25 protein-coding genes are annotated in these 25495 nt (G+C 64.3%); 8 read left to right on the top strand and 17 right to left on the bottom strand.

Features of this window, described 5'->3' with window-relative positions:
* Positions 1-135 precede the first annotated feature (135 nt).
* The 8 genes from uvrC to D4754_RS20020 form a co-directional block, all read right to left on the bottom strand.
* The gene (gene uvrC, locus D4754_RS20055) at positions 136-2043 is read right to left on the bottom strand and encodes an excinuclease ABC subunit UvrC (protein WP_121067174.1); all 1908 of its coding nucleotides are present in this window, start codon (positions 2041-2043) and stop codon (positions 136-138) included.
* 292 nt (positions 2044-2335) lie between these two features.
* Complete coding sequence (locus D4754_RS20050; RefSeq protein WP_121067171.1) at positions 2336-3136, bottom strand: SDR family oxidoreductase; 801 nt, start codon at positions 3134-3136, stop codon at positions 2336-2338.
* A gap of 26 nt (positions 3137-3162) precedes the next feature.
* Complete coding sequence (locus D4754_RS20045) at positions 3163-4116, bottom strand: calcium/sodium antiporter (RefSeq protein ID WP_121067167.1); 954 nt, start codon at positions 4114-4116, stop codon at positions 3163-3165.
* Entirely contained in the window at positions 4113-4310 is a 198-nt protein-coding gene (locus tag D4754_RS20040; RefSeq protein ID WP_121067164.1) for a hypothetical protein, read from the bottom strand. Before D4754_RS20040 ends, D4754_RS20045 begins: the two co-directional genes overlap by 4 nt.
* Complete coding sequence (locus tag D4754_RS20035) at positions 4291-5088, bottom strand: S49 family peptidase (protein ID WP_121067161.1); 798 nt, start codon at positions 5086-5088, stop codon at positions 4291-4293. Before D4754_RS20035 ends, D4754_RS20040 begins: the two co-directional genes overlap by 20 nt.
* A gap of 102 nt (positions 5089-5190) precedes the next feature.
* Positions 5191-5952 (bottom strand): ABC transporter permease, encoded by a 762-nt coding sequence (locus tag D4754_RS20030; RefSeq protein ID WP_121067158.1) that lies wholly within the window; start codon positions 5950-5952, stop codon positions 5191-5193.
* The gene (locus tag D4754_RS20025; protein ID WP_121067154.1) at positions 5949-6890 is read right to left on the bottom strand and encodes an ABC transporter ATP-binding protein; all 942 of its coding nucleotides are present in this window, start codon (positions 6888-6890) and stop codon (positions 5949-5951) included. Before D4754_RS20025 ends, D4754_RS20030 begins: the two co-directional genes overlap by 4 nt.
* Before the next feature lie 84 nt (positions 6891-6974).
* The gene (locus D4754_RS20020; RefSeq protein ID WP_121067151.1) at positions 6975-7433 is read right to left on the bottom strand and encodes an SRPBCC family protein; all 459 of its coding nucleotides are present in this window, start codon (positions 7431-7433) and stop codon (positions 6975-6977) included.
* A 162-nt stretch (positions 7434-7595) separates the two neighbouring features.
* On the opposite strand from D4754_RS20020, the gene D4754_RS20015 reads away from it, so the two are divergent.
* The 8 genes from D4754_RS20015 to D4754_RS19980 all read left to right on the top strand — a co-directional run bounded on the left by D4754_RS20015 (position 7596) and on the right by D4754_RS19980 (position 16396).
* On the top strand, positions 7596-8585 hold the full coding sequence (locus D4754_RS20015) for a DMT family transporter (protein WP_121067148.1): 990 nt from the start codon (positions 7596-7598) through the stop codon (positions 8583-8585).
* A 216-nt stretch (positions 8586-8801) separates the two neighbouring features.
* Complete coding sequence (ttcA, locus tag D4754_RS20010) at positions 8802-9674, top strand: tRNA 2-thiocytidine(32) synthetase TtcA (RefSeq protein WP_121067145.1); 873 nt, start codon at positions 8802-8804, stop codon at positions 9672-9674.
* A gap of 63 nt (positions 9675-9737) precedes the next feature.
* Entirely contained in the window at positions 9738-11417 is a 1680-nt protein-coding gene (locus D4754_RS20005) for a putative bifunctional diguanylate cyclase/phosphodiesterase (RefSeq protein WP_240453953.1), read from the top strand.
* 238 nt (positions 11418-11655) lie between these two features.
* Entirely contained in the window at positions 11656-13476 is a 1821-nt protein-coding gene (gene yidC, locus D4754_RS20000; protein WP_121067142.1) for a membrane protein insertase YidC, read from the top strand.
* A gap of 46 nt (positions 13477-13522) precedes the next feature.
* Complete coding sequence (gene yihA / locus D4754_RS19995) at positions 13523-14176, top strand: ribosome biogenesis GTP-binding protein YihA/YsxC (protein ID WP_121067139.1); 654 nt, start codon at positions 13523-13525, stop codon at positions 14174-14176.
* Between the two features lie 68 nt (positions 14177-14244).
* Complete coding sequence (argB, locus tag D4754_RS19990; RefSeq protein ID WP_121067136.1) at positions 14245-15093, top strand: acetylglutamate kinase; 849 nt, start codon at positions 14245-14247, stop codon at positions 15091-15093.
* 152 nt (positions 15094-15245) lie between these two features.
* Positions 15246-15902 (top strand): ferredoxin, encoded by a 657-nt coding sequence (locus tag D4754_RS19985; protein WP_121067133.1) that lies wholly within the window; start codon positions 15246-15248, stop codon positions 15900-15902.
* Positions 15899-16396 carry a SixA phosphatase family protein gene (locus tag D4754_RS19980; protein WP_163025997.1) on the top strand — a complete coding sequence of 166 codons (498 nt, stop codon included), beginning with the start codon at positions 15899-15901 and terminating at the stop codon, positions 16394-16396. The genes D4754_RS19985 and D4754_RS19980 overlap by 4 nt, the downstream gene beginning before the upstream one ends.
* 91 nt (positions 16397-16487) lie before the next feature.
* Here D4754_RS19980 and D4754_RS19975 read toward each other — a convergent pair whose 3' ends face one another.
* The 9 genes from D4754_RS19975 to D4754_RS19935 all read right to left on the bottom strand — a co-directional run bounded on the left by D4754_RS19975 (position 16488) and on the right by D4754_RS19935 (position 25495).
* Positions 16488-17255 carry an amino acid ABC transporter ATP-binding protein gene (locus D4754_RS19975; RefSeq protein WP_121067130.1) on the bottom strand — a complete coding sequence of 256 codons (768 nt, stop codon included), beginning with the start codon at positions 17253-17255 and terminating at the stop codon, positions 16488-16490.
* 10 nt (positions 17256-17265) lie between these two features.
* Positions 17266-18564 (bottom strand): amino acid ABC transporter permease, encoded by a 1299-nt coding sequence (locus tag D4754_RS19970; RefSeq protein WP_121067126.1) that lies wholly within the window; start codon positions 18562-18564, stop codon positions 17266-17268.
* Between the two features lie 3 nt (positions 18565-18567).
* A complete protein-coding gene (locus D4754_RS19965; RefSeq protein WP_121067123.1) occupies positions 18568-19800 on the bottom strand; it encodes an amino acid ABC transporter permease in 1233 nt (410 codons plus the stop codon).
* 149 nt (positions 19801-19949) lie between these two features.
* Positions 19950-20966 (bottom strand): amino acid ABC transporter substrate-binding protein, encoded by a 1017-nt coding sequence (locus tag D4754_RS19960; RefSeq protein WP_121067120.1) that lies wholly within the window; start codon positions 20964-20966, stop codon positions 19950-19952.
* A gap of 217 nt (positions 20967-21183) precedes the next feature.
* Positions 21184-21897, bottom strand: coding sequence for an ATP12 family chaperone protein (locus D4754_RS19955; protein WP_121067362.1), 714 nt, complete (start codon positions 21895-21897; stop codon positions 21184-21186).
* Positions 21894-22574: an HAD-IA family hydrolase gene (locus D4754_RS19950; RefSeq protein WP_240453952.1), complete on the bottom strand. Its 681-nt coding sequence runs from the start codon at positions 22572-22574 to the stop codon at positions 21894-21896. Before D4754_RS19950 ends, D4754_RS19955 begins: the two co-directional genes overlap by 4 nt.
* Complete coding sequence (locus D4754_RS19945; protein ID WP_121067114.1) at positions 22571-23623, bottom strand: RluA family pseudouridine synthase; 1053 nt, start codon at positions 23621-23623, stop codon at positions 22571-22573. Before D4754_RS19945 ends, D4754_RS19950 begins: the two co-directional genes overlap by 4 nt.
* Complete coding sequence (crcB, locus tag D4754_RS19940) at positions 23620-24000, bottom strand: fluoride efflux transporter CrcB (protein ID WP_121067111.1); 381 nt, start codon at positions 23998-24000, stop codon at positions 23620-23622. The genes D4754_RS19945 and crcB overlap by 4 nt, the downstream gene beginning before the upstream one ends.
* A gap of 166 nt (positions 24001-24166) precedes the next feature.
* Entirely contained in the window at positions 24167-25495 is a 1329-nt protein-coding gene (locus D4754_RS19935) for a replication-associated recombination protein A (protein ID WP_121067108.1), read from the bottom strand.

The following is a 25495-nucleotide window of genomic DNA, read 5'->3' as shown; positions in this document are numbered from 1 at the left end:
CCGGCCTTGCAGTCGGGTGCCTCCGGCGGAGGTATTTTAAGACCAAAGAAGACACGCGCCCGGACTTCTTTGGTGCCAAAATACCTCGGGGGAGTCCGCGCCAGCGGACGGGGGCAGAGCCCCCACCCCGGCCCGCTACCCGCGTTCGTGGAAGAAATCGTAGATCTTCTGCGCCAGCGAGGCCGAGATCCCGTCGACCGCCTTCAGATCCGCCAGATCGGCGCGACCGACCGCCTTGGCCGACCCGAAATGCGCCAGCAGCGCCCGCTTTCTGGACGCACCCACGCCGGGCACTTCCTCGAGGGGCGTTGCGCCGACGGCCTTTGCCCGCTTGGCACGGTGGGTGCCGATGGCAAAGCGGTGCGCCTCGTCCCGCAGGCGTTGCACGAAGTAGAGCACCGGATCGTTGTGGCGCAGCGCGAAGGGGCGAATCGCTCCGGGGCGGTGGAATTCTTCCTTGCCGTGATCGCGGTCGACGCCCTTGGCGACGCCGATCACCGCCAGATCCTCGACCCCGTTCTCGGTCAGGATCTCGGCCACGGCGTTCACCTGCCCCGCGCCGCCGTCGATCAGCAGCAGGTCGGGCCAATGGCCCTTGGTGCGGTCCGGGTCTTCCTTCTGCAACCGGGTGATCCGGCGCGACAGGACCTCCTTCATCATGCCGAAATCGTCGCCCGGGGTCAGGTCGTCGCCCTTGATGTTGAACTTGCGGTAGGCGTTCTTCATGAAGCCGTCCGGCCCTGCCACGATCATCCCGCCCACGGCGTTGGTGCCCATGATGTGCGAGTTGTCGTAGACCTCGATCCGGTTTGGCGGCGCCTCCAGCCCGAACGCCTCGGCCAGCCCCTTCAACAGCTTGGTCTGCGTGGCGCTCTCCGCCATCCGTCGGGCGAGCGATTCAGCCGCGTTGCGCTGCGCGCCTGCCACCAGCTCCGCTTTCTCGCCGCGCTGGGGGACAAGGATTTCTACCTTGCGACCAGCCTTCTCTGTCAGGGCGTCGGTCATCAGGTCCACGTTCTCGATTCCATCGGACAGGATCAGTTGCCGCGGCGGTTCCTTGTTGTCGTAGAACTGGCCCAGGAAGGCCTCCATCACCTCGGCCGCCGACACTTCGGTACCCGCGCGCGGGTAGAAATCGCGGTTGCCCCAGTTCTGGCCCGACCGGATGAAGAACACCTGCACGCAGGCCTGCCCGCCCTCCATGTGAAGCGCGACGATATCGGCCTCGCTCACGCCCTTCGGGTTGATGCCCTGCGTGCCCTGCACATGGGTCAGCGCCCGGATCCGGTCGCGCAGCGCGGCGGCGCGTTCGAACTCCATCTCGTCCGAGGCCTTCTGCATCTCGACCGCCAGTTCTTCCTGCACGCGGGTCGACTTGCCCGACAGGAAGCGTTCGGCATCGGCGACCGACTGGGCATAGTCCGCTTCCGAGATCAGGCCGACGCACGGCCCGGAGCACCGCTTGATCTGGTAGAGCAGGCAGGGTCGCGTCCGCGCATCGAAGGTACTGTCGGTACAGTTGCGCAGCAGGAACGCCTTCTGAAGCTGGTTCAGCGTCCGGTTCACGGCGCCGGCGCTGGCGAAGGGGCCGAAATAGGTGCCCTTCTCCTTCTTCGCGCCGCGATGCTTCTTGATCATCGGGAAGGGATGATCGTTGGGCACAAGAATGTTCGGGAAGCTTTTGTCGTCGCGCAGCAGCACGTTGTACTTGGGCTTCAGCTGCTTGATCAGGTTCTGTTCCAGCAGCAGCGCTTCTGTTTCCGTCCGCGTCGTCAGGAACATCATCGAAGCGGTTTCGCGGATCATCCGGTCGATCCGCCCGGAATGACCATGGGGCCGGGAATAGTTCGACACCCGCGCCTTCAGGTTCCGCGCCTTGCCGACGTAAAGCACCCGCGCCTGGGCATCGAGCATCCGGTACACGCCCGGCGAATTGTCGAGCGTGCGCAGGTAGCCCTGAATGCAGGCATAGCCCGTCGGCCGCTCGTCAGCGGGTTCCGATCCGGGATCGGCCTGGTGGGTTTGGTCGGATTCTGCGCTCATGACGTATAGCGGATTGATTCCCTCATTGGCTGCAAGTGGTAGCGGGCGAAATCAACCCGAAACAAATCCACGGAATCTGTGGATAACACTGGAGATAAGTTTCAGGTTGTCCGATTTTTTGCTGCGTTTTCGATACCTTCATCGATTTGGTTAATAATTAGGCAACTTTTCAGGCCGTTGTTTTTAAAGGAAAGATTTTCGAGGGCCTTCACAAGGCGATGAATTTAAAGCGCTTTTCGTAACGGAAAAGTAACAATCATGAACCCGGTGGACATCTATTCATAACATCCGCTCATTCCGTTCCGAATATGTCTGGCGTTTCCCATGCCAGATGCTGCCCCCCATCGGGGCAAATCAACTGCCCGGTGACCGCGGGCGCCTCCAGAAAGTAACCCAGCGCCGCCGTGATGTCGGCTCCATCGGCGCCGCGTTCAAGGATGGTGGCCTTGCGTTGCCGGGCAAAGATGTCGCCGTCCTGGTGCGCGCCCTGCAAGGTCGGCCCCGGCCCGATCGCGTTCACGCGGATCCGTGGCGCCAGCGCCTGCGCCGCCGTTCGCGTCAGCGCCCACAGCGCCATTTTCGAGACCGTATAGCTCATGAAATGCGGGGTCGGCTTCAACACCCGCTGGTCGATCATGTTCACGACAAGGCCGGTGGCCCGCGCTTCGCCGTTCGCGTCACGGTCGGGCGACAGATCCTGCGACGCCATCGCCTGCATCAGAACAAAGGGAGCGCGCAGGTTGCTTTCAAGGTGCCTGTCCCAGCTTTCCCGCGTGGCGGTGTCAAAGTCGTCATGCTCGAAGGTCGAGGCGTTGTTGACTAGGCAGGTCACCGGGCCGCCCAAGGCCCGGGCCGCAGCGGGCAGGAGGGCCTGTGCCTCGTCCTCTACCATGAGGTCGGCCTGAAGCGTCACGGCCTGGCGGCCCATCGCCCGGATCTCGGCCGCGACCTCTTCGGCGGCGTCGGCAGAGGAACGATAGTGGACCGCCACGTCGAAGCCGCGGCTTGCAAGGTACAGCGCCATCTCGCGGCCAAGGCGCAGGCCTGCGCCGGTGACCAGCGCACGGGGGTGCAAGGGGTCCGGTGGGCTCATTCCGTGATTCCTGTGGCCGGGTCCCGTCAGATCAGGACCGTGACGAGGTAGACCGCATATAGCGTTGCCAGCACAATCCCCCAGAACCGGGTAATGTCGCGGCCCAAGAAGACGAAGGGCACCAGCACCAGCGATGCGGCCAGCATGACCCACAGGTCATAGTGCAGGAACTCGGCATCGACATCGATATCCCCGAACAGGGACGCGATGCCGCCGATGGCCAGCAGGTTGAACATGTTCGACCCGATGACGTTGCCCAGCGCCACGTCGGCCTGCCGACGGATCGTGGCCATGACCGTAGTCGCAAGTTCGGGCAGCGAGGTACCGATGGCCACCAGCGTCAACCCGATCGCGGCTTCGGATACGCCATAGGTTCGCGCGATGATCGACGCGTTTTCGACCAGCAGGCCCGCGCCACAGGGCAGACCGATCAGACCGATGACAAGGTAAAGGCCGATGCGCCAGCCCGGCATGTCCGGGTCGGCCTCTTCCATCGCATCTTCGATTTCGGGTACAACCTCGCCCGCGCGCTTGTGGGCCAGCGCGGTCCGGAAGGCATCGGCCAGCATGATTGCAAGACCGGCCAGCAGGATAAGCCCGGAAATCCAGGTCAGTACGCCCGTCATCGACAGCCCGATGAACAGCCCCGTAGCCAGCAACATGGTGACGAAATTGCGCCGGGTTTCACATTCGGACGTGTGCAGGGGGCGGATGATGGCCGGAATGCCCAGAACCATCAGCACGTTTGCGATGTTGGATCCCACGACATTGCCGATGGCGATCCCGTCGGCATCGTCCAGCACCGCGTCGATCGAGATCAGAAGCTCGGGCGCCGAGGTCCCGAAGGCCACGATGGTCAGGCTCACGATCAGGGCGGGCACGCCAAGCCGCAGGCTCAGGTTGACCGCGCCGCGCACAAGGATGTCGCCGGCCAGCAGCAGGACAACAAGCCCCACGCCCGCCAAGATCCATGGCATCATTTGCGATCTCCCCCGCCGCCACAGGTGCACGGCCCCCGGCCAATGCGGTAGCTGCCGCACGACGGGCATTTCAAGGCGGCGCCGATCTTCTTCGATCCGGGAACGCGCAGGCGTCCGAACATGGCCAGCACAACCATCGCGATCAGAAACAGGGAAACGGCCTTTACGATCACGTCAGAGACCAAAACGCGCATAGGCCGCGCGCTCCTCGATGCCCGCGATGGCGTCTTGCGCCAGCGACGTGCCGAAGCGCGTCCAGAACGGCCGGCGCATTTCGAACCGGCGGATCTTCACGTCCTTGCCGAACCGTTCGCGCACAGTGGATCGCAAGTGACCGATCCCGTCGATCAGCCCCAGTTCCACCGCGCGGCGCGCCAGCCAGACCTCGCCCGTGAACAGGTCCTGTTCGCTGGACAGTTTCGAACCGCGCCGGTCCGACACATGGGCCTTGAAATTGTCGTGGATCGTGTCGAGCAGATCCTTCAGCCGGGCGACATCCTTTTCGTCTTCCGGCACGAACGGATCGAGGAAGCTCTTGCTTTGGCCGGCCGTGTGAACGCGCCGTTCGACGCCTTGCCGGGCCAGGAAGATATGTGCGCCGAAGGAGGCGGCGATCACCCCGATGGAGCCCAACATCGAATTCTCGTCGGCGTAGATTTCATCGGCCGCAGTGGCCAGCCAGTACCCGCCCGAAGCGGCGACGTCTTCGACAAAGGCGAGCACGGGCACGTTGTGTTCGGCCGACAGCGCCCGCACCCGTGCTGCGATCAGCGATGACTGGACCGCCGATCCGCCGGGGGAATTGATTTCCAGCACGACGGCCTTCGGCTTGCCGCGCTTGAATGCTTTTTCCAGAAGCGGGGCAATCGACCTGTCGTTGATCGCACCTCGCCCCGATGACCCGATCGTGCCGGCAAGACGGACAACGGATACGACCGGCGACCGGTCAATGAATGGTATGCGTATCCCCATGCAGACTCATGTAGATGGCCACCCGGCACGGCACAAGATGCGACCCGAAGACATTATGGGCGGCGCGCCCGAATGACGCCGCGATCCGCCTGTGGCGTAGCGTCAATCGCGGATTCGCCAACCCGTCCGGAAGATCCACGACACGATGAACAGGCAGATCCCGGTAAAGATGCAGATCGCGATCAGGCTCAACCCTATGGGGACATCCGCGGTGTCGTAGAACGCCCAGCGGAAGCCCGACACAAGGTAGACCACCGGGTTGAACAGCGTCACCGTCTGCCAGAAGGGCGGCAGCATCGAGATGGAATAGAACGACCCGCCAAGGAAGATCAGCGGCGTGACCACCATCATCGGGATGATCTGCATCTGTTCGAAGTTCTTGGCCCAGATCCCCACGATGAACCCGAACAGCGAGAAGCTGATGCAGGTCAGCAGCAGGAAGGCGATCATCGCCAGCGGGTGCGCGATGGTCAGATCGACGAAGAAGTACGACGTGCCAAGGATCACCAGCCCGATCAGCAGCGATTTCATCGCCGCGGCACCCACATAGCCCAGCACGATCTCGACATAGCTGACGGGGGCCGACAGCAGTTCGAAGATGGTGCCCATGAATTTCGGGAAGTGGATCCCGAAGGAGGCGTTCATGATCGACTGGATGATCACCGTCAGCATGATCAGACCGGGCACGATGAACGCGCCATAGCTGACACCTTCGACCTGGTCGATGCGCGATCCGATGGCCGATCCGAAGACGACGAAATAAAGCGAGGTCGAGATGACCGGCGACACGAGGCTCTGTTTCCACGTGCGCACGAAACGGTTCATCTCGTACTTGAAGATCGCGGCGATGGCTCTCCAGTTCATGGCGTGTCTCCCGCGCTGTCCTGGTGGACAAGGCCAACGAAAATGTCCTCGAGGCTCGATTGCCGTGTCTGCACGTCGCGCAGCACCAGCCCGGCATCCGCAACATCCTGCAAAAGCCGGGTTATCCCGGTGCGCTCGGCCCGCGTATCGTAGGTATAGATCAGCCGGTCGCCATCGGCGCCCAGCTCCAGCCCGTCGCGCTTCAAGCTGTCGGGCATGGCGGCAATCGGGTCGGTCAGGATCACGTCGAGCTGCTTCTTGCCCATCCGCGCCATCAGGGCGGCCTTGTCTTCGACCAGCAGGATCTGCCCGCCATTGATTACGCCGATCCGGTCGGCGATGGCCTCTGCCTCTTCGATGTAGTGGGTTGTCAGGATGATCGTCACGCCGCTGGCGCGCAACTCGTCGACCACCTGCCACATGTCCTTGCGCAGCGCCACGTCGACGCCCGCGGTGGGTTCGTCCAGGAACAGCACCTTGGGTTCGTGGCTCAAGGCCTTGGCGATCAGCACGCGCCGCTTCATGCCGCCCGAAAGCTCCTTCATCTGGGCGTCCTTCTTGTCCCAGAGCGAAAGCTTCTTCAGCACGTCCTCGATATAGGCATCGTTGCGGGGTTTTCCGAACAACCCACGCGAGAAGGAGACCGTGCGGAAAACCGTTTCGAAATGCTCCAGCGCGATTTCCTGCGGGACAAGCCCGATCAGCGACCGCGTCTGCCGGAAATCGGTGCGGATGTCGTAGCCGCCCACGGTGATCGAGCCCGAGGTCGGTACGGTGATGCCGCAGATGGTGGAAATCAGCGTCGTCTTGCCGGCACCGTTTGGGCCCAGAAGGGCCAGGATCTCGCCCTCCTCGATCTCGAGGTCGATCCCCTTCAGCGCCTCGAAGCCGCCGTCATAGGTCTTGCGCACATCGCGCACGGTCAGAATTGGAGACATTATCAGCCTGTTCGCAGTGTTGCGTTCTGCGTGGGCGCCGAAGCGCCAAACGTGGTTTCTGTGTCTGTCGCGGCGCGACGGCCGCTACTCGGCCGTGTCGGCCGGGCCTTCCAGCTTGTCCTGCAGCGCCTGGAAGAAGTTGTCGGCCATCTTCTTGGCAAAGCCGTCGATCAGACGGCCGCCCAGCTGCGCCAGCTTGCCGCCGACCTTGGCTTCAACGTCATAGGACAGAAGCGTGCCCGCCTCGGTCGGTTCCAGCGTGACAACCGCGCCGCCCTTGGCGAACCCGGCGGCGCCGCCCTTGCCTTCGCCACTGATGGTCAGCTTCTCGTTCGGAACCATGTCGGTCATGGTGACCTGTCCCTTGAACGTCGCTTTCACGGGGCCGACCTTCTGGACGACGACCGCCTCGTACCCTTCCTCGGGCGAGCCGGTCAGTTCCTGCGTACCGGGCACACAGGCCTTCAGGACCTCCGGGTCCAGCAGGGCCGCATAGACGGTGGCCGGATCTGCCTTGATCTCGCGCTGATCGCTCATCTGCATGGGCCGGCCTCCTTCGGTGTGCTGGGCGTTGCCGCGCTTTCTAGCTTACGGCAGACCGCGGGCCAAGAGCGATCCGCCCGCGAACGTTCTGCAGACGCGACGGCCCCATTGTGCGGTCGGGCACAATTGACTAGCCCGGAGGTACCCCGCCCGGAGCCACGGATGACCAACACTTCCGCCACACCCATTTCAGCCGGCATGGCCGGGGTCGCGTTCCTTCTTGGCGGGACGGTGATGATTTCCATCAACGACATGCTGATGAAGGCACTGTCCGGCGATTACCCCTTGCATCAGCTGGTCCTGATCCGGTCGCTGATCGGGGTCTGCTTCAGCCTGGCTATCGTGCAGGCCGAAGGCGGCTGGTCGGTCCTGCGCACGCGAAGGCCATGGCTGCACCTGCTGCGCGGCGCCCTGATCGTGTCCGCCAACATGACCTATTTCCTCGCGCTCGCCGTCCTGCCGCTGGCCGATGCGACGGCGCTGTTCTTCGTCGCGCCGCTTCTGATCACGCTCCTGTCGATCCCGGTTCTGGGCGAAACCGTGGGGCCGTGGCGGATCGGCGCCGTGCTTGTGGGCCTCGCCGGGGTGATCCTGATGCAGCGCCCCTGGGCCAGCAGCGAAGTGCTGGGCGCCAGCCGCCTTGTCATGTTGCTCCCCGTCTTCGCGGCCTTTGCCTACGCGCTGATGCAGATCATCACCCGCAAGATCGGCGCCGAAAGCAAGGCGTCCGCCATGGCGGTCTATATTCAGGCGATCTTCATCGTGGTCTCGCTGGGGTTCGGGCTGGTCGCCGGCGACGGGCGTTTCGTTGACGAAAACTCGGGCGCCAGCCTTCAATTCCTGCTGCGCGCCTGGGTCTGGCCGCCGTCTCACGACTGGCTGACGCTCCTGGGCCTTGGCTTCTGTTCCGCCATCATCGGCTATGCGCTCAGCCAGGCCTACCGCCTGTCCGACGCGGCGACCGTCGCGCCCTTCGAATACGCCGCCCTCCCCCTCGCCGTGTTCTGGGGCTGGTACATCTGGGGCGACCTCCCGGTGATCGAGGTCTGGCTCGGCATGGCGCTGATCGCGGGCTCGGGTCTTGTCGTCTTCCTGCGCGAACGCATCCGCACCCGCCGCCCTGCCCGTGGCCCGGCCAAGGGACGATACTGACGGGCGGCGCCTGCCCGTCCTGTCAGAGTGGGAAAGCTGTCCCCACACCCCTGAGGTATTTGAAGACCAAAGAAGACAGGCGCCGATCCCGGGAAAAGTCCTTTCTTCTCTTTTCCAGGTACTCCGGGGGAGTCGCGCAGCGCGCGACGGGGGCAGAGCCCCCTTCCCGAGGCTCCCCGCATGCGGTAGAGCGGGCCAACAAGGTACCGCAGGCCCATGCTCGACGACGACACCGATATCCATCCGCTGTTTCACGGCGCGCCAAAGTCGACGCAGTTCCGCAAGCTGCGCAAGCGGCTTGTACGCCACGTGCGCGAAGCCGTGGATCAATACGGCATGATCGAACGCGGCGCGCGCTGGCTGGTGTGCCTGTCGGGCGGCAAGGACAGCTACACCCTGCTCGCGATCCTGCACGAACTGCAATGGCGCGGGCTGCTGCCTGTCGACATCCTGGCCTGTAATCTCGATCAGGGGCAGCCGGGCTTTCCCGCCACCGTGCTGCCGAAATTCCTTGAGGACATGGGCGTCCCCCACCGGATCGAATACCAGGACACCTATTCCATCGTCACCGAAAAGGTGCCCGAAGGCCGGACCTTCTGCGCGCTGTGTTCGCGCCTGCGCCGGGGCAACCTGTACCGCGTCGCGCGCGAGGAAGGCTGTTCCGCCGTCGTTCTTGGCCATCACCGCGACGACATCCTTGAAACCTTCTTCATGAACCTCTTCCACGGCGGGCGTCTTGCAACGATGCCGCCAAAGCTCGTCAACGATGAAGGCGACCTGTTCGTCTACCGCCCGCTGGCCCACGTGGCCGAGGAGGATTGCGACGCCTTCGCCCGCGCCATGAACTATCCGATCATTCCGTGCGATCTGTGCGGCTCGCAGGACAGGCTGCAGCGCCAGCAGGTGAAGCAGATCCTCGACGGCTGGGAGGCACGCAGCCCCGGGCGGCGGCAGGTGATGTTCCGGGCACTGATGAACGCACGGCCATCGCACCTGCTGGACCCGAACCTGTTCGATTTCGCCGGGCTGACCCGCGACGCTGGTGACCCGGCGAAAGCAGATTCTTCGGAAATTCCGCGTCTCCGTTAACGGAGCGCTCAGGTCCTGACGATAACGTGATGCCCGAACGTCGGCGAAGCGAAGGGCCACCCCATGCATATGCCTTTTTCCGGCCGGCACCGCCCAGGCGCGTTCCGGCCCGGGCTGCCGCGCAAGATCGGCGACCTGCTGGTCAGGGTCGTGTCCTGGTTCGTCGGGCCGGCCGGGCTGGCTTTTCTTCCGGCGCTGGTTCTGGGCGCCTTCTGGCTGGGCGGGGAAGCCGCGCTGGTGATCACGGCGCTGGGCGTGCCGCTTTGCATCGCGTTCGCCGGTGGCTTCGGGGCAGAGGTGCGCCGTCCGCCCGCGCGCGATGACGCCAGCGGACTGATGATGCGCACCGGGTTCGAGGACGTGACCGCCGACATCTACCTGGAAACCGCCAATTCCGACCTTCGGTCGGCCTGCTTCATGCTGGATTTCACCGGCTTGTCCGAGGTTGCCGAACATCATGGCCCCGACGCCGCCGATGAACTGCTGTTGCAAATCGGCGAACGGATCGGCGCCGTGCTTCGAAAGGACGATATCGCCGCCCGGCTGAGCGAAAACCGGTTCGGAATCTGCCTTGCCCCCAACAGCGATTCGGATCTTGAGGTCTGCATCCAGATCGCCGGCCGCCTTCAGACCACGCTCGAGGACGGGTTTTCCATCCAGGGGGCGACGATCCACCTGGCCTGTGCCATCGGTTTCTGCCTGCGCAGCCGGGTTCCCGGGCCGGACGGTCCCCTGCTCGCGGTGACAGAACATGATCCCGCAAGCCGCGCACATGCCACGCGGATGCCCCGGCTATCCGGCCGCGGCAGGAAAGTGCCCGGTGCCACGGCATGGCTTTCCGCCGCCGACGCCGCGCTGACCGAGGCAAGGCTTGCCGGGCCATCGTCGATCCGGGCCTACACGAAAGAACTGCACCGGCGCACGCGGGCCCGCTCGTCGCTGCGCGCGGACGCCGAAACCGCGCTGGAGAACGGCCAGATCCTTGCGTGGTTCCAGCCCCAGATCTCGACCGAAACGGGCCGCGTCACCGGGTTCGAGGCGCTTGCGCGATGGGAACATCCCGAACAGGGCGTTCTGGCCCCTGCCCGGTTCCTGCCGGCACTGTCCGCGGCCGGGCGGACCGAACGGCTGGGACAGGTAATGCTGTTCCAGGCGTTGTCGGCCCTGTCGGACTGGGACCGCGCCGGTATGGAAGTGCCGGGCGTCGGCGTGAACTTTGCCGGCGACGAGTTGCGAAGCACCGGCCTGCTGGACCGTGTCCGCTGGGAGCTGGACCGGTTCGGCATCGCGCCCGAAAGGCTTTATGTCGAAGTCCTTGAAACCGTGGTCTCGGAGCTCCCGGACGACACCATCGCGCGCAACATCTCGGGTCTCGCGGCCATGGGCTGCCGGATCGACCTTGACGATTTCGGAACCGGGCATTCGTCGATCGCGTCGATCCGGCGGTTCGATGTCTCGCGGATCAAGATCGACCGGAGCTTCGTTACCCGGGCCGACCGCGATCCCGAACAGCAGCGCATGATCACCGCGATCCTGACCATGGCCGAACGGCTGGAGCTGGAGACCCTGGCCGAAGGGGTGGAAACGGTGGGCGAACACGCGTTGCTGGCGCAGCTGGGTTGCCATCACGTTCAGGGCTACGGCATCGGTCGGCCCATGCCCTTCGGCGAAACGCTGACATGGGTCGCGCGGCACAATGCCAAGCTGCAGGATGCACCGACCATCGGGCGCGGCGTGGGCTGAAGATATCCCCGTCCGGTCGCCGGGCACGGCTCGTCCAGGGGCATTTCGACGCGAAACGCCGTTCGAACCGGACGATACCGCACGCCATTCAAGCCCTTCAGAACCGGAAGTAGGGCGCGTCAGGGCAGGCCTGACTTCGCCCGGCCCGGCACATCACGGGGGAAACCGCTTGACCTCGCCACCCTTCCCCTGTTGAACGCGGGCTGACTTTCATTGCCCGACAGGTGTGGTGTTCCGCATGGACGATCAGAACAAGAACCTCATTCTGGCCACAGCGCTAAGCTTCGCCGTGATCCTGGGCTGGTTCCTGCTCTTTCCACCACCGGAAGGGCCCACCCCGGAAGAGATCGCCGCGACCGAAGAGGTAGGCACCCAAGGTTCTGTTCCGACAGCGGAATCCACGCAAGGCCTGCCCGCCGCGAACACGCCCGGTGGCGCGGCCGCGGATGCCGACGCCAGCACGGCCACCGCCGCCCGCGTGCCGATCGACACCCCGCGGCTGAGCGGGACGCTGTCGCTGGCCGGCGGCCGGTTCGACGAGCTTTCGCTGAAAGACTACCGCGAAACGCTGGCACCGGATTCGCCCATCGTCCATCTTCTGAAGCCCACCGGCGCGCCGAATGCCTATTATGCCCTGTATGGCTGGGCCCCCGGCGGCGGGCTGGGCTTCGAGGACGTGCCGGGTGCGGACACGATCTGGACCGTCGAGGACGGCGAAACGCTGACCCCCGACACCCCTGTTACCCTGCGCTGGGACAACGACAACGGCCTGATCTTCCGCCGCGAGATCTCGGTCGATGACAATTACATGTTCACCATCGACCAGAGCGTCGAGAACACCGGCACCGACAGCGTCACGATGCAGCCCTACGGCATCATTTCGCGCCATGGCGAACCGGCGGATTTGAAGAACTTCTTCATCCTCTTCGAAGGCGCGATGATGATGAACGACGGCACTCTGGAGGAGTTCAAGTACAAAGCGCTCCGCAACCTGGACAACGTCCCGCGCGAAGGCGCGCCGGCCGAAGTCGTCAGCGTCGGAAACGCGGGCTGGACCGGCTTCACCGACCATTACTGGATGACGATGCTGATCCCCGACGACGGCACGCCCTACACCCAGGTCGCCAAGTACTACGAAAACCGCGACGTCTACGAAACCCAGACCCGCCTGGCGACCGAGACCATCGGCGCGGGCGAGCGCGTGACCGTGTCGTCACGTCTGTTTGCCGGGGCCAAGGAATGGGCCACGATCCGCGAATACCAGCAACAGGGCGTGATCAAGTTCATCGACTCGATCGATTGGGGCTGGTTCTTCTTCCTGACCAAGCCGATCTTCTGGCTGCTGCACCAGATGAACATCTTCATCGGCAACATGGGCTGGTCGATCATCGCGCTGACGCTGGTGCTGAAGGCGATCCTGTTCCCGCTGGCCTACAAGTCCTACGTCTCGATGGCAAAGATGAAGGAACTTCAGCCGCAGATGGAAGCGCTGAAGGAAAAGGCCGGCGACGACCGCCAGAAGATGCAGCAGGGCATGATGGAACTCTACAAGAAGGAACGGGTGAACCCCGCCGCGGGCTGTCTGCCGATCCTTCTGCAGATCCCGATCTTCTTCTCGCTCTACAAGGTGATCTTCGTCACGCTGGAACTCCGCCAGGCCCCGTGGTTCGGCCCGTTCCAGGATCTGTCGATGCCCGATCCGACGTCTATCATGAACCTGTTCGGGCTTCTGCCCTTTGCCGGCCCCGCCCCTGACACGATCATGGCGACGATCTTTATCGGAATCCTGCCGCTCCTGCTTGGCATCTCGATGTGGCTGCAGCAGAAGCTGAACCCGGCCCCGGCCGACCCGACACAGCAGATGATCTTCGCCTGGATGCCGTGGGTCTTCATGTTCATGCTGGGCTCGTTCGCCAGCGGTCTGGTGATCTACTGGATTTCCAACAACACGATCACCTTCACCCAGCAGTACATCATCATGCGCAGTCAGGGGTACAAGCCCGACGTGTTTGGCAACATCAAGTCAAGCTTCAAGCGCAAGAAGCCGGAAAGCAAATGACGGCCGCGTTCATGCTGAAGACCTTGGGTCACCACGGGCTCACGGCATGAGCGCGCTCCCCTTCCCCCTGGCCGAGGAGCCCGACGACGCCACGCGCGAGGCGGGCCGGAAGCTGTTTGCCCGGGAATCCGAATTCCTCAAGGGCGTCGTCGCCATGGACGGGCTGCCCGATGCCGACCGGGTCGAGGTCTGTTTCGCCGGGCGGTCCAACGTGGGAAAGTCGTCCCTGATCAACGCGCTGACCGGCACCAAGGGGCTGGCGCGGGCGTCGAACACCCCGGGCCGGACGCAGGAGATCAACTTCTTCCTGCAAGGCCCCGATCTTTACCTTGTCGATCTGCCCGGCTATGGCTTTGCCAATGCGCCGGTGGCCGTGGTCGAAAAATGGCAGCGTCTGCTGAAGGCCTACCTGTCGGGGCGGACGTCCCTGCGCCGGGCCTTCGTGCTGATCGATGCGCGGCACGGCGTGAAGAAGGTCGATGAAGAAATCCTCGAACTGCTGGACCGGGCGGCCGTGACCTTCCAGGCGGTGCTAACGAAAGCGGACAAGGTGAAACTGTCCGACCGCGAAAAGGTTCTGGACCAAGTCCGCAAGGCGCTGTCGAAGCACCCGGCCGCCTATCCGGAGATCATCCTGACCTCGTCGGAAAAAGGCGACGGGATCGCCACATTGCGCGCGATCATTGCGGGCATCGGGTAGCGGACGCTCTTGCGGTTGTCCGTGCTTGCCCGTAAGGGCCTGCGGGACCGATGCGAGAGGGACCCGCCATGAACCGCGACTGGATTGCCACTGCCAACACGCTGGCGCGCGCGCTTCCCTACCTTCAGCGCTATGACAACGCGACCGTCGTGATCAAGCTTGGCGGCCATGCCATGGGCAGCGACGACGCGATGGACGATTTCGCCCGCGACATGGTGCTGATGCAGCAGGTCGGCCTGAACCCCGTGATCGTGCATGGCGGCGGTCCGATGATCACCGAGATGCTGACCAAGCTGGGAATCGCGTCGAATTTCGTGAACGGCAAGCGGGTGACCGATGCGGCCACGATAGACGTGGTCGAAATGGTGCTGTCGGGCCTTGTGAACAAGCGCATCGTGCAAGCGATCAACCGTCAGGGCGGTCGGGCCGTGGGGCTGTCGGGCAAGGACGCGAACCTGATCCGGTGCGAAGCGACAGACACCAGGTTGGGCTTTGTCGGCACGCCGACGAAGGTCGACCCGTTCGTTCTGCGCACTCTGGGAGAGGCCGAGCTGATCCCGGTGATCGCGCCCCTGGGCTCGGACGAGGCAGGCCAGACCTACAATATCAACGGTGACACGGCCGCGGGTGCGATCGCCGGCGCGCTGAAGGCGGATCGGCTGATGCTGCTGACAGACGTGTCGGGCGTGAAGGACGGCAGCGGCACCCTGCTGACCGAGATGACCGCCGCCGATATCGAGAAGATGACGGCCGACGGCATCATTGCCGGGGGCATGATCCCCAAGACCGAAACGGCGCTCGATGCCCTGCGGCAGGGTGTCCGTGCGGCGGTGATCCTCGACGGCCGTGCCCCTCATGCCTGCCTGCTGGAACTGTTCACCGAACACGGCGCCGGGACCCTGATCCGCCTGGGCTGACGTTTTCCGGTCAGAGGATCGCGCCCTCAGCGTCCCCACCCGCCTCACCCGGTCGGATCCCTGCAGGATCCGACCGGACACTTCGGGCGCGATGCGCCGCCTGTCGGCGCCGCGGTCCTTGCTGTGGCCGGAGAGCCGGATAGAGTGCGGCCATGAGCGACGCAGCAATTTCTGTTCCCACCTATACCCAGGTTTCGGACCGCGCCTCGGCGGAGGGGCTTCTGGTCATGGGCGTCGTGCCGGATCCGCAGCCCATCGTGCTGCTGGGTGCTGGCCCCGGGTTCTGGGATGGGCTCCGGTCCTCGGAGGAAGGGACAGATGGCGCGCCCGATCCTGTCGACCGCTGGTCGCTCCGCGTGATCGCGAACCTGGCGGGCGAGCTTGGCGCCGCGCCACGCTTTCCCTTCGGTGGCCCGCCTTACGAGCCTTTCATCGACTGGGCCCTGAGATCCGGCCGCGCGTGGAGCAGCCCGACCGGCATGTTGGTCCATGACACGGTCGGCCTGATGATTTCCTACCGAGGTGCGCTGGTCTTCGACCGGCCGCTTGCGGATGTCCCGACGCCTCTTGCGGCGTCGCCCTGCGATGACTGTCGCCGCCCCTGCCTTGCGGCCTGCCCAGTGGGCGCGCTTGGCCCGGACCATGCCTATGACGTCCCTGCCTGCCACGATTATCTGGCGACCGAAGCCGGGCAGGCCTCCTGCATGACGCGCGGCTGTACCGTGCGCCGTTCCTGTCCAGTCAGCCAGGGTGCCGACCGAAGTGACGCCCAGTCTGCATATCACATGAAGGCCTTCCACCCGACATGACCAGAACCCTGATCCTGATGCGCCACGCGAAATCGAGCTGGGGCGACCCCGGGCTCGACGATCATGACCGACCGCTGAACAATCGTGGCCGCAGGTCCGCGGTGGCTCTGGGGGCGTGGCTCGCGCGGGAAGGTTTCGTGCCCGATCAGGTACTGTGTTCGACGGCGACCCGTACTCAGCACACGTTCAAGGGGCTTGGCATCGGTGTGCAGCCGAGCCTGCGCCCCGACCTCTACCATGCGGACCCGGCCGATATGCTGGCGGCTTTGCGAGATGCAACCGGGCAAACGGTTCTGCTGATCGGCCACAATCCCGGCATCGCCGATTTCGCACAGCAGCTGGTGGCAAACCCGCCCCAACACGACCGTTTCGAAGACTACCCGACCGGTGCGACACTGGTGGCGCGTTTCGACATAGAGGTTTGGACGGCGCTGGAACCGGGCACCGGCGCGGCGGCCGGCTTCGTCATCCCCCGGGAACTGACCGACGGCTGACACGCACACCGCGGCGCGGTGGCGGATCCCGCGGGGATCCGCCGGGTGGGTGGGCGGGCCGCGCGACGGGCGCGATCCCAACCGTGACGCGTCAGTGCCCCAGGATCTGGCTCAGGAACAACTTGGTCCGTTCGTTCTGCGGGTTGTTGAAGAACTCTTCCGGTTCGTTCTGTTCCACGATCTGGCCCGCATCCATGAAGATCACCCGGTTCGCCACCTGACGGGCAAAGCCCATCTCGTGCGTGACGCAAAGCATCGTCATGCCTTCCTCGGCCAGCGACACCATGGTGTCGAGCACCTCCTTGATCATCTCGGGATCGAGCGCCGAGGTCGGTTCGTCGAACAGCATGATCCGCGGCCGCATGCAAAGCGACCGGGCGATCGCCACCCGCTGCTGCTGACCGCCCGAGAGCTGGCCCGGGTACTTGTTGGCCTGCTCGGGGATCTTCACCTTTTCAAGGAAATGCATCGCCGTGGCTTCGGCATCCTTCTTCGGGATCTTGCGCACCCAGATCGGCGCCAACGTGCAGTTTTCAAGGATCGTCAGGTGCGGGAACAGGTTGAAGTGCTGGAACACCATCCCGACCTCTGATCGGATCTTGTCGATGTTCTTCAGATCCGACGACAAGAGCGTCCCGTCCACCTCGATCGAGCCCTGCTGATGTTCCTCCAGCGCGTTGATGCAGCGGATCATGGTCGACTTGCCGGACCCCGACGGCCCAGCGATCACGATCCGTTCGCCGCGGCGAACCTGCAGATCGATGTCGCGCAGGACGTGGAAGCTGCCGAACCACTTGTTCATGTTCCGGATGTCGATTGCGATCTCGTCCGAGATCTCCAGCTTCTGTGCTTCAGCCATGGTCGTATCCTTACCGGTGATCCGTGGCGAGACGACGCTCCAACCACTGGGAATATTGAGAAATGCCGTAGCAGACGACGAAGAACAGCAGGGCGGCAAAGCCGAACAGTTCCCAGTAGACCCCGCTCCATTCCGTCGAGGCAAGGATCGGGCCGCGGATCATGCCGATCAGGTCGAACATGGAAATGACCGAGACGAGCGTCGTATCCTTGAACAGCCCCACCGCCACGTTGACGATGCCGGGGATCGAGATCTTCAGCGCCTGAGGCAGGATGATCAGCCGCATCGCCTGCGGGTAATCCAGGCCAAGGCTGTCGGCCGCCTCGTACTGGCCCTTGGGCAGGGCGGCGAGGCCCCCGCGGATCACCTCGGCGATATAGGCCGACGAGAACATGGTGATCATGATGACCACCCGCAGGAACAGGTCGACGGTGCTTTCAGGCGGGAAGAAATAAGCCAGCATCACCGAGGCAACGAACAGCAGCGTGATCAGCGGCACGCCACGAATGAACTCGATGAAGATCACGCAGACCGCCTTGATCAGCGGCATGTCCGATTGCCGCCCCAGCGCCAGCACGATGCCCAGCGGCACCGACAGCGATACGCAGGTCACGCCCAGCATCATGTTCAGCATGAAGCCGCCCAGATCCCGGCTTGGCACCGGGGTCATCCACGGCTCCTCCGGGCGTACCAGATCGACCAGGAGGCCGCCGATAGACCATACGATAAAGGCCGCGGCGATCCCGCCGAAGAACCCGGTGGCAAAGTTGGCCTTACCGTAGTGGCTGAACACCAGGTAGCCTGCAACGCACCCCAGGAACGCGATGATCGGGGTCAGCAGCGGGCCGCCCCAGATCAGGTAGAAGGCGATGAAGGGGAACAGCACGGTCACGACCAGCATCTGGCGCGGCAGGTCGAAGAACAGCACCGGCGCGAAGGCGACGAGCATGATGATGAAGGCCAGGACCGGCCGCCAGTACAGTTCGCTGGGATAGGTGAAGCCGAACAGAAGTTGATGCCAGCGTTCGGTCAGGACCGCGAAACAGGCACCGGTCTTGCCGGCGAGGATCTCGCGGCATTGCGACAGGCTGGACGCGTCCCAGACCCCGTTCAGGATCCACGGCAGGAACGACGACAGGACCATGTAGATCGCCCAGGCCGCCGCGATGGTCAGCGCCGTGTTGGCCCAGCTGGAAAACAGGTTCTCCCGCAGCCATTTGGGCACCCCGGTCTGCCGCGCGGGCGGCGGGCTTTCCGGGATCACGTCCTTGCGCACGAAGGCGACGCTATGTGCATGCGTATCGGCCATGTCTCAGCGCTCCTTCAGCTTGACGGAATTGTTGTAGATGTTCATCACCGCCGAGATCGACAGCGAGATGGTGAGATAGAACAGCATCAGGAGCAGCACGCATTCGATGGCCCGGCCGGTCTGATTCAGCGTGATGCCGCCCAGTGTCGCCGTGACATCGGCATAGCCCACCGCGATGGCGAGAGAGCTGTTCTTGGTGATGTTGAGATATTGCGAGATCAGTGGCGGGATGATGACCCGCAGTGCCTGTGGCAGCACGACCAGGTTCATGACCCGTCCCGGGCGCAGCCCCAGCGACGAGGCCGCTTCGGTCTGGCCTTTGGAGATCGCCTGAATGCCTGCGCGGACGTTTTCCGCGATGAACGCGCCGGTATAGATCGACAGGGCGAACCACAGCGCGATCAGCGGGCCGCCGATCTTGATGCCGCCGGCAAAGTTGAAGCCCTTCAGCTCCGGGATCTGCCAGTGCAGGCCCATGATCGCCAGCAGGATGCCGACGGGTACGATCCAGATCGCAAGGATCCAATACCAAGTGGTCGGACGCAGACCGGTCGCTTCCTGTTTCGCGGTGGCCCAAGTGCGCACCGCGCGGGCGCCGAACCACGATCCGACAAGGAAAAGAAGCACCAGCACCCAGTTCAGAACGGTGGCCGAAAAGATCGGGTTGGCCAGCAGCGGGCCGGGAACGTAGACGCCGCGGTTGGTGAAGGCGATGCCGCCCAGAACCATCGTCGAATCCGGATCGTCCCCGCGGAAGGCGCTGGGCGCCGGCATGACGGCGGTCATGATGGTGAAGATGATGATGATCCAGATCAGCACCGGGATGTTCCGGAAGATCTCGACATAGAAGGCCATCATCTTGCGGACGAGCCAGTTCTTCGACAGGCGCAGCACACCGGCCGTGACGCCGAAGATCGTCGCGGTCACGCAGGCCAGCCCCGACACGAGAAGCGTGTTCAGGATGCCCACCAGAGCCGCGCGCATGTTCGTCGACTGGCTGTTGTAGGGGATCAGTGTCTGGTTGATGTCGTAGCCCGACGGGCTGGCCAGGAAACTGTAGCTGATGCTCAGCCCGGCTTGCGCAAGGTTCGTCATCAGGTTGCTGGCAAGATAGGCGATCGCGAAGATCAGCAGAAGCAGGGCAATCCCCTGAAAGGTCAAGGACCGATACCGCGTATCGCTAAGGAGCATCGACAGTCTGAACTGCCCCCTTGGCGGATCTGTTAGTATTGTCATTGTGGCATTCGCCCCCTGTTGCGCGGCACAGAACTTCCCAATAGCGGCAAGGTTCTTCCCTGCTCGCCGGCCCTGGCTCGGTGTGGATCAGCGATGTACTTTGATAAAACGGTTGGGGCGCAGGATTTCTCCTGCGCCCCTATGCCGTCTTAGCGGAACGGCGGTGCGTAGAGCAGACCACCTTCGGTCCACTGTGCGTTCAGGCCCCGGGCCAGACCGACCGGCGTGTCGACGCCGATGTTCTTGGCGAAGATTTCGCCATAGTTGCCTTCGGACGAAATCGCCTTCAGGGCCCAGTCGGCATCCAGGTTGAACATGGCGCCCAGGTCACCTTCGGTGCCCAGCAGGCGGTTCACTTCCGGATTGTTGGTGCCGCTGGCCAGTTCGGCCGCGTTGGTCGACGTCACGCCCAGTTCTTCAGCCGTGATCAGCGCGTAGAGAGTCCAGCGCACGATGTCGCCCCATTCCGGATCGCCATGACGGACGAGCGGGCCCAGCGGCTCTTTCGAGACGATTTCGGGCAGGATGACATAGGCGGTCGGATCTTCGAACGTGGCACGCGTTGCCGCGAGACCGGAGGCGTCCGTCGTGTAGACGTCACAGGCGCCTGCCAGGAACTGCTGCTGCGCTTCGGCGTTGGTTTCGATCGGAACCGGCTCGTATTCCATGTTGTTGGCGCGGAAGAAGTCGGCCAGGTTGAGCTCGGTCGTGGTGCCGGTCTGGATGCAGACGGTCGCGCCGTTCAGCTCTTTCGCCGAGGTCACGCCCAGTTCCTTGGGAACCATAAAGCCCTGACCGTCATAGTAGTTGATGCCGGTGAATTCGAACTTCAGGTCGACATCGCGCGAGAAGGTCCAGGTGGTGTTCCGGGCCAGCATGTCGATTTCGCCCGACGCCAGGGCAGTGAAGCGGGTCTTGCCGGTGGTCGGCACGAACTCGACCGCGGTCGGGTCACCCAGAACGGCGGCTGCAACAGCGCGGCATACCGCAACGTCAAAGCCTTTCCATTCACCGTTCGCATCGGGGGCGGCAAAGCCCACAAGACCGGTGGTCACACCGCAGTTCAGCTTGCCGCGCGCCTTCACGTCGTCGAGCGTTGCGGCGGCGGCTCCCCCCGCTGCCAGCCCGGCCACTGTAAGTGCGCCGAAAAGAATGGATTTTTTCATGTCTACCTCTTCCTGATTGTCCGCCTCAAAACCGGGCGGTTGACCGACTGTGATCGTGTCGGAACGAAAGACCACACAGGGAGGCAACTCCCCCCTGTCTGCATAGTAGAGTGTGAAGGGATTCATTAAGTGTCGTCAAGGGTCGGATCAGTGGTCAGCGCCGCACTATGCAGCGCTTTACCTTGCTGTTTGCCTGTTTTTTAGCGCAACTGCCGGGCTATTCAGCGCTGCAAAGCTCAAAAAACAGAACCGCGTTCAGGAAGCCTTCCTTGCGTGCCGCAGCGGCAGCCTGCGCCTCGTCGTCCTCACCCCACTGGGCTTCCTGCCAGTCTTCGTCCACGCGCGACAGCGACCAGATGTATTCGGGCGTCTGCCAGCCGCGCGTGGCTGCCAATCCCAGCACCAGGGAGCTGGTCAGCATCACCAGATCATGGACCGCTGTCAGTTGAAATTCATCGAATTTGTGCAGCTCTGCGTTCAGCTTTGCCAGCGCCTCGGGCGATTGTGGCACCGGCATCAGCCCGGTCCGTGGTTCCAGCCGCGCACCCAAGGTTTCGGCCGCCCAGTCCAGCGCCGGGTCCCAAAGTTTCGCCTGCCGCGCGACCAATCCTTCCGGGTGGTCCGCGCGATAGCACAACAGATCCGTGTCGCCATAGGCGGCCAGCATTTCGATCACGGCCGCCTTCTGCGGTGCCACTTTTTCAATCGCCGAATTGGCGGCTCGCGTGACAGGCATCGTTCGCGGATCGATTGTTTTTTCAACCGCGTCCCATTCGGCCGCCACTTTCTCGGCCATGGCCCGCGTGGGCATGGTCAGCGGGTTTTTCCCGGGCGTCCGCACCGGCTTGCCGTCCAGCATCACGCCATAGCCGTCCGGATCTGCCTTTACTGCAGCCTCGGTCCAGAACCGTTTCGGGGCCCATTCACTCACGCCGTCGTCTCCCACATCTCCGCGATGGCGGCGGGCACCTCGGCGGCGGAATTCACCACACGCCGCGCCGCGGTCAGTGCGTCCGGCCGGTGATAGCCCCAGCTGACACCCAGTCCGGCCACGCCTGCGGCCGCCGCCATGTCCATGTCGTAACTCGTGTCGCCGACCATCACTGCATCCGCGGCCTCGACCCCGGTCTCATACAGCGCCGTCGTCAGCATCGACGGGTGCGGTTTCGACGGATGATCGTCCGCGCATTGCTGCGTGACGAAAAATTGGCCTAGTTCGTGGCCTTCGATCAGCGCATCCAGACCCCGGCGCGATTTCCCCGTGGCGACGCCCAGCAGCACCTCGGAATCGCGCGACAGGTCCACCAGCATCTCCCGGATGCCGGGATAGAGCGGCGATTCGATGGCAACCCCGCCGGCGACCCGCGCGGCGTGGTAGGCGTCCTTGTAACCCGCGACAACCTTGCCCCGCTGCGCCGTGTCGATGTCTGGCATCAACCGCGCGACCGCGTGGTCCAGCGACAGGCCCACGATCGACAGGATCTCGGCCCGCGTGGGCACGACCAGCCCTTCCTCCACCAGCGCCGCCGTCATCGCGCCGACAATGCTGCCCTGGCTGTCGACAAGCGTGCCATCGACGTCGAAGATGACCAGCCGCAACGGCGTCACTTCAGGCCCTCCGCGAACGGATCGTCGGCGGCAAGGTCCTCGGTCCAGCCCAGCGTCTCCCATGTTTCGGCCATGTGCGGCGGCAGCGGGGCCGTCACTGTGACAGGCTTCTGCGTCACCGGATGCAGGAAGGTCATCGACCGCGCATGCAGGTGCAGCTTGCGCGAGATGATGCCCCCCAGCTGCGCGCCCCAACCGTCGCCCTGGTTTTCCTGGCCCGATCCGCCGTACTTGCCATCGCCGATGATCGGGTGCCCGATCTCGGCCATGTGCGCGCGCAGCTGATGCGTGCGCCCGGTGATCGGCTCCAGCGCGACCCAGGCCGCCCGCCCCGCCACGCGGTAGAGCGAGGCATAAAGCGTATGCGCCCGCTTCGCGCCCGGCGTGTCGTTCATGTCGCGCGGGTGAACGCAGCGCATCTTCTCGTTCTCGCCGGCCTTCCCGTGGCCCGGCGCCTTGACCAGACCGTAGCGGATCTCGCCCAGGTAGGGGACCGGCACGCCTGCAACGAGCGCCCAGTAGATCTTGCGGGTCTCGCGGTGGCGGATCGCGGCCGTCAGGCCCTGCGCCACCGCCCGCGTCCGCGCCAGCAGCAGCACGCCCGAGGTATCCTTGTCCAGCCGGTGGACCAGCCGCGGCTTGTCCTCCATCCCGAAGCGCAGCGCCTCGGCCAGTCCATCCACGTGCCGCGTCTGACCGCTGCCGCCCTGCGTCGGCAAGCCCGCGGGCTTGTTGATCGCGATCACGTAGTCGTCGCGGTAGAGCACCGTGGCCTGGATCATCTTCTCGTCGGCATTCGAGATCCGGGCCGCAGCCTTCGGTGCCGGCGCCTGCTCCACGTCTTCCGGGATCGGCGGGATGCGCACCTGCTGACCGGTTTCCAGCCGTGTGTTGGCCTTCACCCGTCCGCCATCGACCCGCAATTCACCCTTCCGGCACATCTTCTCGATCCGGCCCTGGCTGACATGCGGGAACTTGCGCCGCAGCCACCGATCGATCCGCTGATCGCCTTCGTCGGCGCCCACGGTCACTGTCTGTACGCCGCTCATTGTGTCACCCCTCGTGCCAGTGTCATGCCAAGGATCAGCGCCAGCACGGAGACACCAACCGACAACGCCACATAGGCCGCCGCCCATCCGAACTCGCCCCGGTCAATCAGATCGACCGTTTCCAGCGAGAATGACGAAAACGTCGTGAACCCGCCCAGGAACCCGGTCAGGACCAGCGGGCCAAGATGGGTCAGCCCACGATGGGCGAAGGTCACGAAAAGGACGCCCATCAGGAAGGATCCCAGGATATTGGCGACCAGCACGCCCATCGGGAAGGGCTCCCGCCCCAGCGCGTGCACGACGCCCAGCCCCAGCAGGTACCGGCACATCGCGCCCGTGGCCCCGCCCGCTGCAACCTGTATCAACGTGGCAATCATGGCCCCGTCTCTCGCGCCTCGTCTTGAAACTGTCAAGGCACCCCTCCCGCCCCACGATGCCCGGACCCGCGCCCGACGCGGGCCGGTGCAGGCCTAAGGCCTGCGCCGGGGCGGGTGGGCGGGCCCGCAAGGGCGCGGGGCCGCGGTGGACCGGGTCACGCTGCACCTACTCTCCCCGCTCGGCACGCAACCGCGCGAAATATTCAAGCCGCTTCTTCAGATCCCTCTCGAAGCCCCGTTCCACCGGCTGGTACAGCTCGGCACGCGCCATGTCGTCCGGAAAGTAATCCTGCCCGGAAAACCCGTCCTCGGCATCGTGATCGTAGGCGTAGCCCTTCCCGTAGCCCTGCTCCCGCATCAATCGTGTCGGCGCGTTCAGGATATGCTTGGGCGGCGTGACGCTCCCGGTCTTTTCGGCCAGCGCCATCGCGGCCTTGAACGCCACGTAACCCGCGTTCGATTTCGGCGCCAGCGCCAGGTACAGAACCGCCTGCCCCAACGCCAGTTCCCCTTCCGGGGAGCCCAGCCGCTCGTAACTCTCCCACGCCTCCAGGCAGATCCCTTGCGCCTGCGGATCGGCCAGCCCGATATCCTCGACCGCCATCCGGGCGATCCGCCGGGCCAGGAACCGTGGATCCTCCCCACCTTTCAGCATCCTTGCAAACCAGTAGAGCGCCGCATCCGGATCCGACCCCCGCACCGATTTGTGGAGCGCCGAGATCAGGTTGTAATGCTCGTCCCCCGTCTTGTCGTATTTCGTCGCCCGCCGCGTCAGCCGCGCCGACAGCCCGGCCCGGTCGATGGGGTCCTTGAGCCCCCAGCCCGCCACCTGCTCGATCAGGTTCAAAAGCGCGCGGCCGTCACCATCCGCCATCTCGAACAAGGCCGCCCGCGCCCCGGGCACCAATGGCAGTTCGAACCCCAGTTCGGCCTCGGCCCGCTGCGCCAGCGCCTCCATGTCCGTTTCCGACAGCCGCTCCAGCACCAGCACCTGCGCCCGGCTCAGAAGCGCGGCGTTCAGTTCAAATGATGGGTTCTCGGTCGTGGCGCCCACCAGAAGGATCGTCCCGTCCTCCATATGCGGCAGGAACCCGTCCTGCTGCGCCTTGTTGAACCGGTGGATCTCGTCGACGAACAGCAGCGTGCCCTTGCCATTGGCCCGCCGCATCTTCGCGCCTTCGAAGACCTTCTTCAGATCCGCCACACCGGTGAAAATCGCGCTGATCTGGACGAAATGCATGTCCGTCTCGGCCGCGAGCAACCGCGCGACGGTGGTCTTGCCCACGCCGGGCGGCCCCCAGAAGATCAGGCTCGACAAGTGACCGGATGCCAGCATCGACCCCAACGGCGCCTCAGGCCCCAGAACCTGCGCCTGCCCGATCACCTCGCCAATGGCCGCCGGCCGCAGCCTGTCGGCCAGCGGGCGCAACGGTGCCTTGCCCTCCCCTGCCTTGTCCGGTTCGGTTCCCGGCCCGCTGTCGAACAGATCCGCCAT

The sequence above is a fragment of the Chachezhania antarctica genome (genome assembly GCF_003646465.1).
Taxonomy (GTDB): Bacteria; Pseudomonadota; Alphaproteobacteria; order Rhodobacterales; family Rhodobacteraceae; genus Chachezhania; species Chachezhania antarctica.
The sequence above is the reverse complement of the archived record's forward strand: the minus strand, read 5'-3'. Positions and strand labels throughout refer to the sequence as shown.